This is a genomic window from Pantoea sp. App145, from assembly GCF_047947045.1.
Lineage (GTDB): Bacteria > Pseudomonadota > Gammaproteobacteria > Enterobacterales > Enterobacteriaceae > Pantoea.
Genome location: NZ_CP133290.1, coordinates 982,993 through 998,329, shown reverse-complemented (window position 1 = coordinate 998,329; position 15,337 = coordinate 982,993). Strand labels below are relative to the sequence as shown.

Here is a 15,337-nt window from a genome sequence, read left to right as displayed (position 1 = left end):
TTGTAGGCGTCACAACGCAGCTGGATTAGAATATCCAGCCTGCGTGGCGGACGAAATCACTCTGCAGGCTGGTGGCTTGATCCCACTCGCCGCTCAGCGCCAGTTGATGACACAAGCGAGTCAGCGACAGGCGCGCCAGTTGATAGGCCTGAATACGGAACAAACGGTCGCGATCGGCATTGCCCATCTCCTGCACTAAGCGGTGATGGAGCTTGCCCATGGCGTGCAGATAGCTTTGGTCATCGCCATTCAGCTGGCAGATTTCTGCCATGTCGAGACAGGTGTCGTTAAAGCGACGCAGTTGTTCGATAGTACAGTCGGTGCGGTTGAGCTTTGCCTGAGCCATATAGAAGTCGACGGTGATATCACGTACCGAAAACTTATATTCATCGATTTTGTGTTGTAACCAGGCTGAGACGGTAAGCGTCATATCGCCACCTTAAATAGGTTAATGATAATCATTATCATATTCAACCACATCAGGAATGCAATTCCCTAGAGAAATTTTATTGATTTACTTTGCCTGTTAGTAAAATTGGCAATAACAATTTCTTTACATTGTAGAAAGGCGTAACCTATCAATCATGAGAAAAACGTAAAGTGTAAAAACAAAATTTTGCGGGTTTTTAACGGGTTACAGCTATCACTGCGGAGCCGTTTTGCCGCCCGCAAAGCAATGCGAAGCGACTATGCTTAATAAAGCAACAGTAAAAAATAGCACGAGATGATTATCCCTGCAAAACAAGAGGTTGAAGTGATACCTGATATCACTACCATAGGGGGATAGCCTGAAAAGGCCCAGACTTACGAGGTAGCACTATGTCATCAGTAAATGCAGCTTCTTTCTCACCCGAAGATTTCGTCTGGAAAGGGCTCACGCTGACCGAATCGGCAGCAAAACAGATTCTTAACCTGGCCGCTGAAGACCCGGAAGTCAAGGGCCTGCGTCTGGGGGTGAAACAGTCCGGCTGTGCCGGTTTTGGTTATGTCATGGACCTGGTGAAAGCGCCTGCCGATGACGACCTGCAGTTCTCCTTCTTTGGCGCAACGTTGTTTGTGCCGCTTCAGGCAATGCCGTTCGTCGACGGAACCGAAGTGGATTATGTCCGTGAAGGCCTGAATCAGATCTTTAAATTTAATAACCCTAAAGCTCAGCACGCCTGCGGGTGTGGCGAGAGCTTCGGCGTCGAGTAAGTCAACTATGTCACGACACAGCGAAACATCTGACGATGTACAAATGTGGGAAGGCAAGCTCAATTATAAAGAGGGCTTCTTTACCCAACTGCAAACCGAAGAATTTGCTCACGGCCTCAATGAAGATGTGGTGCGGGCAATTTCGGCTAAGCGTAACGAGCCAGAGTGGATGCTGGAGTTTCGTCTTAAGGCCTTTCGTGCCTGGCTGGAAATGGAAGAGCCGCACTGGCTGAAAGCGCATTATGAGAAACTCGACTACCAGGATTACAGCTATTACTCGGCGCCATCCTGCGGCAACTGCGATGACACCTGCGCTTCCGAGCCAGGCGCTACCCAGGCCTCAGGTTCAACCCCGTCCAGCGAATATTTGACGCAGGAAGTGGAAAACGCCTTTAACCAGCTGGGTGTGCCGGTGCGTGAAGGCAAAGAAGTGGCGGTCGATGCCATTTTCGACTCCGTTTCCGTTGCCACTACCTATCGCGGCAAGCTGGCGGAGCAGGGCATCATTTTCTGCTCCTTTGGCGAAGCGATTCAGGAACACCCTGAGCTGGTGAAAAAGTATCTGGGTACCGTGGTGCCGGCCAACGATAACTTCTTTGCTGCGCTGAACTCAGCAGTCGCGTCGGATGGTACCTTCGTGTACATCCCGAAAGGCGTGCGTTGTCCGATGGAACTGTCAACCTACTTCCGTATCAACGCGGCCAAAACCGGTCAGTTCGAGCGCACCATTCTGGTGGCAGACGAAGACAGTTACGTCAGCTACATCGAAGGTTGCTCGGCACCGGTGCGTGATACCTATCAGCTGCACGCGGCAGTGGTGGAAGTGATTATCCACAAAAACGCGGAAGTTAAATATTCTACCGTGCAGAACTGGTTCCCGGGTGGTGAAGGTGAGGGCGGTATCCTCAACTTCGTGACCAAGCGCGCCCTGTGTGAAGGCGACCACAGCAAAATGTCGTGGACGCAGTCAGAAACCGGTTCAGCCATCACCTGGAAATACCCGAGCTGTATTCTGCGCGGTGATTACTCCATCGGTGAATTCTATTCCGTGGCGCTAACCAGCGGACATCAGCAGGCCGATACCGGCACCAAGATGATCCACATTGGTAAGAACACCAAATCGACCATTATCTCTAAAGGTATCTCGGCCGGTAAGAGCCAGAATACCTATCGTGGTCTGGTGAAAATTATGCCAACCGCCACCAACGCGCGTAACTTTACCCAGTGCGACTCGATGCTGATTGGCCCGGATTGCGGCGCGCATACCTTCCCGTATGTCGAAGCGCGTAATAACACCGCACAGCTGGAGCACGAAGCCACCACCTCGCGTATCGGTGAAGATCAGATGTTCTACTGTCTGCAACGCGGTATCAGCGAAGAAGATGCGATCTCAATGATCGTGAACGGCTTCTGTAAAGATGTTTTCTCCGAGCTGCCACTGGAATTCGCCGTGGAAGCGCAAAAATTGTTAGCAATCAGCCTTGAGCACAGCGTGGGCTGATGGCCCGTTGCCGGAAGCAATGTGAAGGAAAGAGTATGTTAAGCATTAAAGATTTACAGGTTAGTGTTGAAGACAAAGAAATTTTGCGCGGCCTGAACCTTGAAGTGAAGCCGGGTGAAGTGCATGCCATTATGGGACCCAACGGTTCCGGTAAAAGTACCCTGTCTGCAACCCTGGCTGGCCGTGAAGATTATGAAATCACCGGCGGTTCCGTCACCTTCAAAGGCAAAGATTTGCTGGAGCTGGAGCCGGAAGAGCGTGCGGGCGAAGGCATCTTTATGGCGTTCCAGTATCCGGTGGAAATTCCGGGCGTCAGCAACCAGTTTTTCCTCCAGACGTCCGTCAACGCGGTGCGTAAATACCGTGAGCAGGAAGAACTGGATCGCTTCGACTTCCAGGACTTTATCGAAGATAAAATCCATCTGCTGAAAATGCCGGAAGACTTGCTGACCCGTTCTGTGAACGTGGGCTTCTCCGGTGGTGAGAAAAAGCGTAACGACATTCTGCAGATGGCGGCACTGGAGCCGGATCTGTGCATTCTTGATGAAACCGACTCCGGTCTGGACATCGATGCGCTGAAAATCGTGGCGAATGGCGTTAACAGCCTGCGTGACGGTAAGCGTTCATTCATTATCGTTACTCACTATCAGCGCATCCTGGACTACATCAAGCCAGACCATGTACACGTGCTGTATCAGGGAAAAATTGTGAAATCTGGCGACTTTACGCTGGTGAAACAGCTGGAGGAGCAAGGCTATGGCTGGCTTACCGACGAAGAGTGATAATGCCCTGCAACAGTGGCATCACCTGTTTGAATCGCGCGGTGAAGTGCGTTCATTGCAGGCACAGCAGCACTGGCAGCAACTGATGCGTCTCGGCTTGCCAACCCGCAAGCACGAGAACTGGAAATACACCCCGCTGGAAGGTTTGCTGGGTCAGCAGTTTGTGCTGCCACAGCCGCAGGACGTGACCACTGAACAGGTTGAGCAGTTAGCGCTGCCAATTGAAGCGGTGCGCCTGGTGTTCGTCGATGGGCGTTTCCAGCCCGCGCTGAGCAGCCGCGATACCGGTCTGTTTGAAATCCAGCATTCGCAGGCGGCAGAACGCCGTCCACTGCCGGCAGCGATTCAGCCGGAAGTGTTTCTGCATCTGACCGAAAGTCTGGCAGAAGAAGCCACCAGTATTCGTCTGGCGCGTGGTAAAGCGGCGGCACTGCCGTTGTACCTGCTGCATATCACCAGCGGCCAGGATGCCGGGATGAATACCGTGCATCACCGTCACCATTTGCAACTGGAAGCCAGTGCAGAGGCGGAAGTGATTGAGCACTACGTTACGCTGAACGATGCACCTCACTTTACCGGTGCGCGTTTCACCTTCGACGTGGCCGACAATGCCCGACTGTCGCACATCAAACTGTCGTTTGAGAGCGAGAAAAGCTACCACTTCGCCCATAACGATGTGGTTCTTGGTCGTGATGCGCAGGTCAGCAGCACCAGCTTCCTGCTGGGTGCCGGTTTGTCACGTCATAACACCAGTGCACAGCTGAATGGTGAGAACACCAATCTGGCGATGAACAGCCTGGCCCTGCCGGTGAATCAGGAAGTGTGCGATACGCGTACTTACCTGGAGCACAACAAAGGCTACTGCATGAGCCGTCAGATGCACAAAACCATCGTGCGTGACAAAGGCCGTGCGGTGTTTAACGGCATGATCAAAGTGGCACAGCACGCGCTGAAGACCGACGGACAGATGACCAACAATAACCTGTTGATGGGGCGTCTGGCGGAAGTGGACACCAAGCCGCAGCTGGAAATCTACGCTGATGACGTGAAGTGCAGCCACGGTGCTACCGTAGGTCGCATCGATGATGAGCAGATGTTCTATTTGCGTTCGCGCGGTATTGAAGAGTCTGCTGCACAGCGTATGATCATTCATGCTTTTGCCGCTGAGCTGACCGAATCCTTAAAGAATCCGGTACTGCGTCAGGCAGTGTTGCAGCGTATTGCTGCGCGTATCCCGGGAGTTGAGTCATGAGTTTCGATCTCGAACGAGTCAGAGCGGAGTTTCCGATTCTGAAACGCGAGGTCAACGGTCATCCGCTGGCTTATCTGGATAGTGCGGCCAGCGCACAGCGTCCGCTGGCCGTCATTAATGCGGAAAGTTATTTTTATCAGCACGGCTATGCGGCCGTGCACCGCGGCATTCATTCGCTGAGTGCGCAGGCCACCACGGATATGGAAAACGTGCGCATCCAGGCGGCGCGTTTTCTCAATGCTTCTTCGCCGGAAGAGATTGTTTTCGTCAAAGGCACCACTGAGGGGATCAACCTGGTGGCAAACAGCTGGGGCGGCAGTCAGCTCCAGCCCGGCGACAACATCATCATTACCGAGATGGAGCACCACGCCAACATCGTGCCGTGGCAGATGGTTGCTGCGCGTACCGGTGCTGAGATTCGTGTACTGCCGCTCAATGAGCAGGGCGAACTGGCGCTTGAGCAGCTGGATGGATTAATCGATAGCCGAACCCGTTTGCTGGCGGTGACCCACGTTTCCAACGTGCTGGGCACGGTCAACCCGGTGAAAGCTATCGTCGCCCAGGCGAAAGCCGCTGGCGTTACCACGCTGGTGGATGGCGCGCAGGCGGTGATGCATCATGCGGTTGACGTGCAGGACATCGGTTGCGACTTCTACGTTTTCTCTGGTCATAAGATCTACGGCCCGACCGGCATTGGTGTGCTGTATGGCCGCAAGGCACTGCTCGATATCATGCCCCCCTGGGAAGGCGGCGGTTCGATGATCGATCAGGTGCAGTTGCCCACCGGCACCACCTGGAATACCGCGCCGTGGCGTTTCGAAGCGGGGACGCCCAATACTGGTGGCATCATTGGTTTGGGTGCGGCGCTGAAATGGATCACCGAACTTGGGCTGGATACCATCCATCAGCGTGAATCGATGCTGATGCGCTATGCGCTGGACAAACTGGCTTCCGTGCCGGATCTGACTATCTATGGTCCGACCGAACGTAGCGGTGTGGTGGCGTTCAATCTGGGGAAACATCACGCGTTTGATGTGGGTAGCTTCCTCGACCAGTACGGCATCGCTATCCGTACCGGGCATCATTGCGCTATGCCGCTGATGCGCCATTATGCGGTACCCGCTATGTGTCGTGCTTCTTTCGCACTCTACAACAGCGAGGAAGAAGCCGATCGCCTGGCGGCAGGTCTGACGCGTATTCATCGTCTGCTGGGCGGTTGAGCAGATTTCAGGAGTCACCAATGGCAAATTTGCCAGACAAAGAGAAACTGGTGCGCAACTTTAACCGTTGCGCTAACTGGGAAGAGAAGTACCTCTACATCATTGAACTCGGGGCAAAATTACCAGAATCGTCTGAAAGCTTATACCAGCCGGAAAACGTGATTTCTGGCTGTCAGAGCCAGGTGTGGATCACCATGACTCCACAATCAGATGGGACTATTGCCTTCGCGGGTGACAGCGATGCTGCCATTGTTAAGGGTTTGATTGCCGTGGTATTTAGCCTGTATCAGGGGCTGAAAGCGCCGGAAATTCTGGACCTGGATGTGCGCTACTGGTTTGAACAACTTGCGCTCACCCAACACCTCACCCCTTCGCGTTCGCAGGGGCTTGAAGCGATGATCCGCGCGATCCGTCATAACGCACAGTCCCTCAGCTAAGATACACTCTCCAGACCCCGGCCAATCTGACCGGGGTCTGTTTCTTCCGACAAAGAGAAAATTGCATGAGACCAGCTTTACGTTTAGCCGGTGCATTGCTGTTGTCCTGCTGCGGACTGTCTGCACCTGCGCTTGCCACGGAATACCCTCTGCCCGCCGCTAACAGCCGTTTAATTGGCGAAAACACCCTTACGACTGTACCTGATGACAAACGCCCACTGGAAAGCATTGCGAAGCATTATAAGATAGGTTTGCTCGGCATGCTGGAAGCCAACCCCGGCGTAGATCCCTGGCTGCCCAAAGCCGGTACGCAGCTGACGGTGCCGTTGCAGATGTTGCTGCCGGATACGCCGCATGAAGGCATCGTAATTAACCTCGCTGAACTGCGCCTGTATTACTACCCCAAAGGGGAAGATCGGGTGATTGTCTATCCCATCGGCATCGGCCAGCTGGGGGCAGCGACACCGATTATGGTGACCAGTATCGGCCAGAAAATCCCCAACCCGACCTGGACGCCCACGCCGAATATCCGCAAGCGCTACGCGAAAGAGGGCATCACCCTACCGGGTGTGGTGCCTGCCGGGCCAGATAACCCCATGGGTTTGTTTGCCATGCGTCTGGCGCACGGTTCTGGCCAGTATCTGATTCACGGTACCAACGCCGATTTTGGCATCGGTATGCGTGTCAGTTCAGGCTGTATTCGCCTGCGTCCGGAAGATATCGAAGCGTTGTTTGCCAGTGTGCCGAAAGGCACGCGTGTGCAGGTGATCAATCAGCCGGTGAAGTATGCGATAGAGCCGGACGGGAAGCGCTTTATCGAAGTGCATCAGCCGTTATCGCACACCGATAAAGATGATCCACAAACCATGCCGATTGCGTTAACGGCGGCGATGAAAAACTTCCTTAATAGCCCGCAAAGCGATACTGCGCTGATTAAGGCTGCGCTGGAGAGACGTTCGGGAATGCCGGTGCTGGTGAGCAGTGGTGAGCCGGTTACAGCAGATACGGCGATGCCGCAGGTGGTGCAATCTCAGCAGGGGAGTGAGGCCACGCGTGCAACCATCAGTGAAGCGATGGGGACACCTGTCGCGAAGCCCTGAATTCTGGCTGAATCAGGACAAAAAAAATGGCGCCTTAATGGCGCCATTTTTAGTACCAGAACTCTTACTTACGGTAAGAGTGAGCCTGGTTGTCCAGACGCTGGTTAGCACGAGCTGCGTCATCTTTAGCAGCCTGAACGTCAGAACGGATTGCGTTCACGTCGTTGCTCAGCTGGTCAACTTTAGCGTTCAGAGTCTGAACGTCTGAAGACAGCTGGTCGATTTTAGCGTTGCTTGAGCAACCAGCCAGCAGAGTTGAACCCAGGATTACCGCGCCCAGTACCAGTTTAGTACGATTCATTATTTATACCCTCTAGATTGAGTTAATCTCCATGTAGCGTTACAAGTATTACACAAAGCTTTTTGAGTTGAGAATAAATTTTTGATGAGAACATGCTTAAACTTGATCGTTCGCTCAAAGAAGCATCGTTTCGCAGAAGATGATAAAAATATTTAGCTAAAACAGAGGGATTTAATCGGATTAACCTTAATTTTCTGGCTTTTTGAATAGTTATTATCGATTGGCAATTTCCAGTATCTGTATTAGCCACAGAATAAAAAAAGCGCCCGATAAGGGCGCTTTTTAATAAACATTGAATTAAAAATCAGAGTACGTGTACAGACGATGTATTGGTGGTTCCACTTGGCACCAGTGCTCCGGATACCATCACCACTACGTCGCCTTTTTGCCCATAACCGCTTTCCAGCGCCATTTCTTTACCAATGCGGTAGAAATCATCAGTTGAGGCAATTTCGTTAACCAGACGGGTTTCCACACCTTTGCTCAGAATCAGCTGGCGTGCGGTGGTGGCATTGGTGGTCAATGCCAGGATGGTCGCATCCGGGAAGTATTTTCTGATGGCTTTGGCTGATTTACCGCCTTCGGTCGCTACGACAATCAGCGGGGCTTCCAGCTTCTCGGCTGTCTCAACAGCACCACGGCATACCGCTTCCGTGATACGCAGTTTGCGTGAGTCCTGCAGCGAATCAATGCGTGATTTCATGACGCGGTCAGTGCGTTCACAGATGGTCGCCATGATAGTCACCGATTCCAGAGGATACTTACCTTTGGCGCTTTCGCCAGATAGCATCACTGCATCGGTACCATCGAGAATGGCGTTTGCCACGTCACCGGCTTCAGCACGGGTCGGACGTGGGTTTTTGATCATAGAATCAAGCATCTGGGTCGCCGTAATCACCACTTTGCGTGCTTTGTTGCACTTCTTGATCATCATCTTTTGCGCGAAGATCACTTCTTCAACCGGGATTTCCACACCCAGGTCACCACGGGCGACCATGATGCCGTCTGAGGCTTCGAGAATTTCATCGAAGTTGTTCAGGCCTTCCTGGTTCTCGATTTTGGAGATGATCTGGATGTGCTCGCCGCCGTGTTGTTTCAGATGTTCACGGATTTCCAGCACGTCAGAACGTTTACGGATGAAAGAGGCCGCGACGAAATCGACACCCTGTTCACAACCAAAAATCAGATCGCGTTTGTCTTTTTCAGCCAGCGCAGGCAGCTGAATGGAGACACCTGGCAGGTTGACGCCTTTGTTTTCGCCGAGGTCACCGTTGTTCAGCACTTTACACACTACGGTGTTTTCAGTGACTTCAATCACTTCCATGCCAATCAGGCCATCATCCACCAGCACGGTGTTGCCAATCTTCAGATCTTCAGTAAATCCGGCATAGGTCACCGCGACGCGGTCACTGTTACCAATAACTGACTGATCGGTGGTGAAGGTGAAGGTCTGTCCGGCTTTCAGAGACGCATCGTTGCCGCCTTCCAGTTTCATGGTGCGGATTTCCGGGCCTTTGGTGTCCAGCAGAATCGCCGCCTGACGACCGGTTTTTTCGATGACGGCACGCATGTTTTTAATGCGCTGACCATGCTCGGCGTAATCCCCGTGTGAGAAGTTCAGGCGCATGACATTCATGCCTGCTTCCAACAATTGAGTCAGCATCTCTTCCGATTCGGTTTTCGGACCGATAGTACAAACGATCTTGGTCTTTTTCATGTCAGCTTATCTGTAAGTTGTGATGGATGATAAAGGTTGGGATTCGATGCGCAGGCACCGAAGTGGAAATTTGTTTGGTGTTGATAAGGGTAATACAGAGTAAGAATAGGAGACGATGGCTAAGCGTGCAGGGAAGTTGTGCGGTACGCGAGGGAACCGGCCAGGCGGTGTTGCGCAAATAATTTGAGTTCTCGCAATAAACACGTTAGCGCTGAAACCTTTCAAGTGAGACAACGCGGCATAGTATAGACGCTAAGTACGCGAAAACCAATATGAAAGCGGTAACATAAAACGATGCAGATCAAGGAACAGAGTGTTGCGCAACGGGAGAGTAAAAAAGAGTGGTGCGTTCTAATGGACTCGAACCATCGACCCCCACCATGTCAAGGTGGTGCTCTAACCAACTGAGCTAAGAACGCATTTTATCCGTCATACTTCAGGTTGCATCTGCGTTAGCAGCACTCATTCACTCCAGTCACTTACTGTTGTAAGCTCCGGGGATTCATTCGCTTGCTGCCTTCCTGCAACCCGAATTATTTAGGATAAAGAAATGGTGCGTCCGAGTGGACTCGAACCACCGACCCCCACCATGTCAAGGTGGTGCTCTAACCAACTGAGCTACGGACGCACTTGGTGCGCTCTAATGGACTCGAACCATCGACCCCCACCATGTCAAGGTGGTGCTCTAACCAACTGAGCTAAGAGCGCAACACGCTGTCAGGGCGACAGCGGGGACGAATATTAACGGCACGCTGGTAAGCTGGCAAGGGGAAAAAGTGATTTTTCATCATGACTGACCAGCATCTGTGCTATGCGTCGTTTTTTTAGGCGTTGCGGGCCTTTTACGGCCCGCTCAGCCACTTAGCGGGCGGCACGTGTCAGAATCACCTGGGCAGGCAGACGTTGCAAACGACGAATGCGCCAAATCATCATGATCGCCGCCGAGGTTAACCCGACGATAAAGCCACACCAGAAACCGGCCGGGCCGAGTCGGGGCACGACCCAATCTGTCAGCGCCAGGATATAGCCAACCGGCAGGCCCAGTACCCAGTAAGCAATCAGGGTGATAAAGAAGATCGAACGCGTATCTTTGTAGCCACGCAAAATACCGCTACCAATCACCTGAATCGAATCCGAGAACTGGTAAATCGCTGCCAGCAGCATCAGTTGCGCCGCCAGCGTGATGACTTCCGGGTTGGCGGTGTACAACGCGGCGATATGATGGCGGAAGGTCACGGTGAACAGCGCAGTGACGGCGGCCATACTAATGCCTACGCCTTGCGCGGTCCATGCCGCCACCCGTGCCTGTTCTGGCGAACCCTGTCCCAGCCGGAAGCCCACGCGAATCGTCGTTGCCACACCGAGTGACAATGGCAGTACGAACATCAGTGAACTGAAGTTCAGCGCAATCTGGTGCCCGGCCACCTTAACGATACCCAGTGGCGACACCATCAACGCCACCACGGCAAACAAGGTCACTTCAAAGAACAGCGCCAGCGCCACCGGCAGGCCGAGGGTAAACAGACGAGACAGAATCGCCCGCGAGGGTGCTGACCAGCCGGTTGCCATGCGAATATCGCGCATACTGCCCATCCGCTTCAGCCAGAAGCGCATCACCAGAAACATCACCCAATACACTGATGCCGTTGCCACACCGCAGCCGACACCACCCAGCGCAGGCATACCAAAATGCCCGTAGATGAACACATAATTCAGCGGAATGTTAGTCAGCAAACCGAGGAAGCCCAGTACCATGCCGGGTTTGGTTTTTGATAACCCTTCACATTGGTTACGCGCCACCTGGAAGAACAGATAACCCGGTGCACCGAACAGCAGGGCATGGAGATAACCCTCAGCTTTGGCAGCCAGCAACGGATCGATATTATGCATGGAACGGATCAGATATCCGGCGTTCCATAGCACCAGCATAATCAACACCGCCACGAACAGCGCCAGCCAGTAGCCCTGACGAACCTGTTCAGCAATGCGCTCGCGGCGTCCTGAACCGTTGAGTTGCGCAACGGTGGGCGTCAATGCCAGTAGCAAACCATGACCAAACAGAATGGCGGGAAGCCAGATAGAGGTGCCGACCGCAACGGCAGCCATATCCGTGGCGCTTACCGAACCGGCCATAATGGTATCCACAAACCCCATCGAAGTCTGGGCAACCTGAGCAAGGATGACCGGGATCGCAAGGGCCAGCAATTGACGCGCTTCTGTTAAATACTTCTGCACGTATCACCTGCATTTAAAATAAAAAGGAGAGCGGGGAGACATCCCCAAAGAATACGCGGCTTAGTGTAACGGTCGCTTGCGTATCCGCCAAACATTGTTCGCAATTTGTTAAAACAAGCGTGTAAATTTTGCGCACCGGCAAATTAAACCCGCGCGGTTCAGCTGTGATAAACTACGGCAAACTTCGCAGAGGCTGAGATTATGTTTACTGGAATTGTGCAGGGTAAGGCAGAAATTGTTGCTATTGAAGAAAAAGAGCTGTTTCGCACTCACATCGTAAAATTGCCGGAAGAGTTACTGCCGGGGCTGGCGCTGGGGGCTTCGGTTGCTAACAATGGTTGCTGTCTGACGGTGACGGAGATTGACGGCGACCGGGTGAGCTTTGACTTAATCAAAGAAACCTTGCGTATTACCAACCTGGGTGAATTGCAGGTGGGCGATCTGGTCAATATTGAACGTGCGGCGAAATTCAGTGATGAAATTGGCGGTCATTTAATGTCCGGCCATATTATGACCACCGCAGAGATCAGCAAAATTATTCAGTCGGAAAACAACCGTGAGGTGTGGTTTAAATTACAGGACCCGTCGCAGATCAAATATATTCTGCACAAAGGTTTTGTCGGTATTGACGGCATCAGCCTGACCGTGGGCGATGTGACGAAGAGTAAATTCTGCGTGCATCTGATCCCGGAAACGCTGGAGCGCACCACGCTCGGGGCGAAAAAGCTGGGACATAAAGTGAATATCGAGATCGACCCGCATACCCAGGCGATTGTCGAAACCGTCGAGCGCGTCCTGGCGCAGCGTGAAGCCGCTGCACTGGCGTCTGACGAAAGCGAATAAACCCGCAATAAATAAGGCGCCATTTGGCGCCTTTCTGTTACTTAGCGTGCGACACGCAAACCGCCTTCAGCGCCACGGCTAAATACTACCTGCCACAACTGAATATCACGCGCCCGGAATGCTCCGGCACAAGCGCAGAGATAATAACTGAACATGCGTTTAAAGCGATCGCCATATTTTTCTGCCAGCTGCGGCCAGGTTTCGAGGAAACGTTCATGCCAGGCCATCAGCGTGGTGTCATAATCCGCGCCAAAATTATGCCAGTCTTCCATGACAAAATGGGACTCGCTGGCATCGGCAATCTGGCGTACGGAAGGCAGACAGCCATTCGGGAAGATATATTTGTCGATCCAGGGATCCACATTCATATCGGTTTTAACTGACCCAATGGTATGTAGCAGGAAAATACCGTCCGGCTTCAGATTACGGTCGGCCACTTCAAAATAGGTTGCGTAGTTTTTCGGCCCAACGTGCTCGAACATGCCAACAGAAACGATGCGATCAAATTGCAGATTCAGGTCGCGATAATCCTGCAACAGAATGGTGACATCCAGACCGGCACAACGCTCCTGCGCCATTTTCTGCTGTTCAGCCGAAATGGTCACGCCATGCACTTTAACACCGTAATTGCGGGCGGCAAATTCAGCCAGTCCACCCCAGCCACAACCAATATCCAGCAATGACATGCCGGGTTCGAGTTGCAGTTTGCGGCAAATCATATCGAGTTTGGCCTGCTGTGCCTGTTCCAGTGTTTCCGCATCCTTCCAGTAACCGCAGGAATACTGCATAAAAGGATCGAGCATCAGTGAAAACAGGTCATTGCCGAGATCGTAATGTTCTTTACCCACAATCCAGGCGCGTTTTCTCGATTGCAAATTGGTCAAACGCGCTGCAGCGATTCGCAGTGTGTCTTTAAAATGATGCGGTAATTGCTGATCCAGATGGTGTTTCAGTACGCGATGAAAGAACATGTCGAGGTTTTCACATTCCCACCAGCCGTCCATGTAACTTTCACCGAGGCCCAGCGATCCTTCCTGCAGGACCCGTTTAAAAAAATCCGGATGCTTAACCTGAATATCCCAGGGGCGAGTACCATTTATGGCAATATCGGCCCGTTCCAGTAATTCATGGGCGATACGAAACCAGTGGTTTTCTTCAAGGCTCACTTCTTCTATACACGATGAACTCATAGCTTCTCCATCACCTTTCCGATTTCAACCTGAGAAAAGAATAGTCAATTTCTCCAGGCTTGTGAGAGAACTCACGGAAAATCCGTGCGCCAGATATCCGACGTTTTACAGAGGTATGAATCTGAATAGAAATGTCTGGCACAACACCGGGGAGAACATCGTGCAGACACCATCCCAGCGACAGAGTCGCTAAATATTAATACAATTATGTTATTGATTTGTTACAGAAATGCTGACCCACGCAGTATATGCTTCCGTGGGTCAATATTCAACGACTTATCGTTAGTTTGCTAACTAAGGCCGTTGCGTTAGCGATTATCTTCGCAGGGACGGGAGTTGTGAGCAACATCACTTTGTGCGCTTGCCACAGCGGCACGCTGCCAGCCGAAACCAGCCCAGGCAAGCGCCACAGTAGCGAGCATGACCAGGCTGGTACTGTGCAATGCCTGTTGTAAGCCAGCGGAAACCAGCAGGCTGGCGATAAAGCACAATCCCAGTTGCAGCAGATTTTGTAAGGATGCCGCTTTACCGGTGGCCTGAGGGAAGGGCAGCAGTGCGCTGGCGACCACGATCGGATAGATCGCACCATTGGCCAGTGCCATGCCGCAGAACGGCAGCAGCAGCGCCCAGAGCGCAGGTGCTGCAAGCTGGGCAACAGCAAACAGACCGACGATGCTCAGGCTGTAAATCACCAGCAACCATGGCAGCAGTTGTTTGCCCTGGAACCGATTCAACAGGGCACGGCAACCAAAGCCACCTACGAGGAAGGCGATGGTCTGCGGTACATAACTCAGACCAATATCGGCGGGTGAAAGCCCGGCATCAGCAAGGATAAAAGGCGAGCCGGTCAGCCAGGCGAAAAAGCTGGCGGAGCAGGCAGAATAAATCAGCACATTGCCGCTGTAGACCTTTGAAGCCAGTAACGTCAACCATCCGGGCTGTGGTGCGCGTGCCGCCTGAGTGCGGGTAGGATTCGCCAGTTGCAGGGTACCGACCAGCAACACCAGCGTGACCAGCGTCAGCAGCAGGAAAATGCTACGCCAGTGGAAATGGCCCATCAGCCAGGCTCCCAGCAACGGGGCCAGCGCCGGTGACAACGCCACCAGCGGCATAATGGTGGCGAAAACTTTGTTCGCCTGCGCCTGTGGATAGCGATCAACCACCAGCGCCTGCCAGCTGACAGCCGCCGCGCATACACCCAGCGCCTGGACAAAACGCAGTGCCAGCATCAGTCGCACATCGGTTACCCACAACATGCCGAGACAGCCCAGCGCGAAGATCACTAATCCGGCCAGCAGAATGGGTTTGCGACCAAAGCGGTCAGACAACGGACCCCAGAAGACCTGCGCACAGGCAAAGCCACCGAGGAACAGGCTCAGGCTGGCGCTGATGGTGCCAGGGGCAGTGGCAAAATCCTGCTGCATGGCACCGAAGGCCGGCAGGTACATATCCGTAGCAAGAAAGCCGAGCATGCTTAGCAAAGCAAGGTAAGGCAAAAATCCTTTTGATGACAACATGGTGATTCTCATTAGACAAATTGAACGCCGGGGAGTGTAAAAGGGTGC

Annotated in this window: 14 protein-coding genes and 3 tRNA genes; 8 read left to right on the top strand and 9 right to left on the bottom strand. The window is 52.8% G+C overall.

Features of this window, described 5'->3' with window-relative positions; all coding sequences use genetic code 11:
* Positions 1-25: 25 nt before the first annotated feature.
* Complete coding sequence (locus RCF31_RS04460; RefSeq protein WP_084874057.1) at positions 26-430, bottom strand: hypothetical protein; 405 nt, start codon at positions 428-430, stop codon at positions 26-28.
* A 389-nt stretch (positions 431-819) separates the two neighbouring features.
* On the opposite strand from RCF31_RS04460, the gene sufA reads away from it, so the two are divergent.
* The 7 genes from sufA to RCF31_RS04425 all read left to right on the top strand — a co-directional run bounded on the left by sufA (position 820) and on the right by RCF31_RS04425 (position 7,486).
* The gene (gene sufA / locus RCF31_RS04455) at positions 820-1,194 is read left to right on the top strand and encodes a Fe-S cluster assembly scaffold SufA (RefSeq protein ID WP_084874058.1); all 375 of its coding nucleotides are present in this window, start codon (positions 820-822) and stop codon (positions 1,192-1,194) included.
* A gap of 7 nt (positions 1,195-1,201) precedes the next feature.
* Positions 1,202-2,695: a Fe-S cluster assembly protein SufB gene (sufB, locus tag RCF31_RS04450; RefSeq protein WP_299452516.1), complete on the top strand. Its 1,494-nt coding sequence runs from the start codon at positions 1,202-1,204 to the stop codon at positions 2,693-2,695.
* Positions 2,696-2,730: 35 nt separating this feature from the next.
* Positions 2,731-3,477 carry a Fe-S cluster assembly ATPase SufC gene (sufC, locus tag RCF31_RS04445; RefSeq protein ID WP_021185257.1) on the top strand — a complete coding sequence of 249 codons (747 nt, stop codon included), beginning with the start codon at positions 2,731-2,733 and terminating at the stop codon, positions 3,475-3,477.
* Positions 3,452-4,729, top strand: a complete 1,278-nt coding sequence (gene sufD, locus RCF31_RS04440) for a Fe-S cluster assembly protein SufD (protein WP_416412621.1) — start codon at positions 3,452-3,454, stop codon at positions 4,727-4,729. The genes sufC and sufD overlap by 26 nt, the downstream gene beginning before the upstream one ends.
* Positions 4,726-5,949 (top strand): cysteine desulfurase SufS, encoded by a 1,224-nt coding sequence (gene sufS, locus RCF31_RS04435; RefSeq protein WP_416412620.1) that lies wholly within the window; start codon positions 4,726-4,728, stop codon positions 5,947-5,949. The genes sufD and sufS overlap by 4 nt, the downstream gene beginning before the upstream one ends.
* Before the next feature lie 20 nt (positions 5,950-5,969).
* Entirely contained in the window at positions 5,970-6,386 is a 417-nt protein-coding gene (sufE, locus tag RCF31_RS04430) for a cysteine desulfuration protein SufE (protein ID WP_299452521.1), read from the top strand.
* 65 nt (positions 6,387-6,451) lie between these two features.
* Entirely contained in the window at positions 6,452-7,486 is a 1,035-nt protein-coding gene (locus tag RCF31_RS04425; RefSeq protein WP_416412619.1) for a L,D-transpeptidase family protein, read from the top strand.
* Between the two features lie 64 nt (positions 7,487-7,550).
* Here the strand turns inward: RCF31_RS04425 and RCF31_RS04420 are convergent, their stop codons facing one another.
* The 6 genes from RCF31_RS04420 to RCF31_RS04395 all read right to left on the bottom strand — a co-directional run bounded on the left by RCF31_RS04420 (position 7,551) and on the right by RCF31_RS04395 (position 11,739).
* The gene (locus RCF31_RS04420; protein WP_007374746.1) at positions 7,551-7,787 is read right to left on the bottom strand and encodes a major outer membrane lipoprotein; all 237 of its coding nucleotides are present in this window, start codon (positions 7,785-7,787) and stop codon (positions 7,551-7,553) included.
* Positions 7,788-8,091: 304 nt separating this feature from the next.
* On the bottom strand, positions 8,092-9,504 hold the full coding sequence (gene pykF, locus RCF31_RS04415; RefSeq protein ID WP_084874065.1) for a pyruvate kinase PykF: 1,413 nt from the start codon (positions 9,502-9,504) through the stop codon (positions 8,092-8,094).
* Positions 9,505-9,846: 342 nt separating this feature from the next.
* A tRNA-Val gene (locus RCF31_RS04410) sits at positions 9,847-9,923 on the bottom strand.
* Between the two features lie 132 nt (positions 9,924-10,055).
* Positions 10,056-10,132: transfer RNA gene (locus RCF31_RS04405), tRNA-Val, on the bottom strand.
* 3 nt (positions 10,133-10,135) lie between these two features.
* Positions 10,136-10,212: transfer RNA gene (locus RCF31_RS04400), tRNA-Val, on the bottom strand.
* Between the two features lie 153 nt (positions 10,213-10,365).
* The gene (locus RCF31_RS04395; RefSeq protein ID WP_416412617.1) at positions 10,366-11,739 is read right to left on the bottom strand and encodes an MATE family efflux transporter; all 1,374 of its coding nucleotides are present in this window, start codon (positions 11,737-11,739) and stop codon (positions 10,366-10,368) included.
* A gap of 201 nt (positions 11,740-11,940) precedes the next feature.
* On the opposite strand from RCF31_RS04395, the gene RCF31_RS04390 reads away from it, so the two are divergent.
* On the top strand, positions 11,941-12,582 hold the full coding sequence (locus tag RCF31_RS04390) for a riboflavin synthase subunit alpha (RefSeq protein WP_299452532.1): 642 nt from the start codon (positions 11,941-11,943) through the stop codon (positions 12,580-12,582).
* Between the two features lie 41 nt (positions 12,583-12,623).
* Here RCF31_RS04390 and cfa read toward each other — a convergent pair whose 3' ends face one another.
* Entirely contained in the window at positions 12,624-13,772 is a 1,149-nt protein-coding gene (gene cfa, locus RCF31_RS04385) for a cyclopropane fatty acyl phospholipid synthase (RefSeq protein WP_416412616.1), read from the bottom strand.
* Positions 13,773-14,080: 308 nt separating this feature from the next.
* Positions 14,081-15,289: a purine nucleoside transporter PunC gene (gene punC / locus RCF31_RS04380; protein WP_416412615.1), complete on the bottom strand. Its 1,209-nt coding sequence runs from the start codon at positions 15,287-15,289 to the stop codon at positions 14,081-14,083.
* Positions 15,290-15,337: the final 48 nt, after the last annotated feature.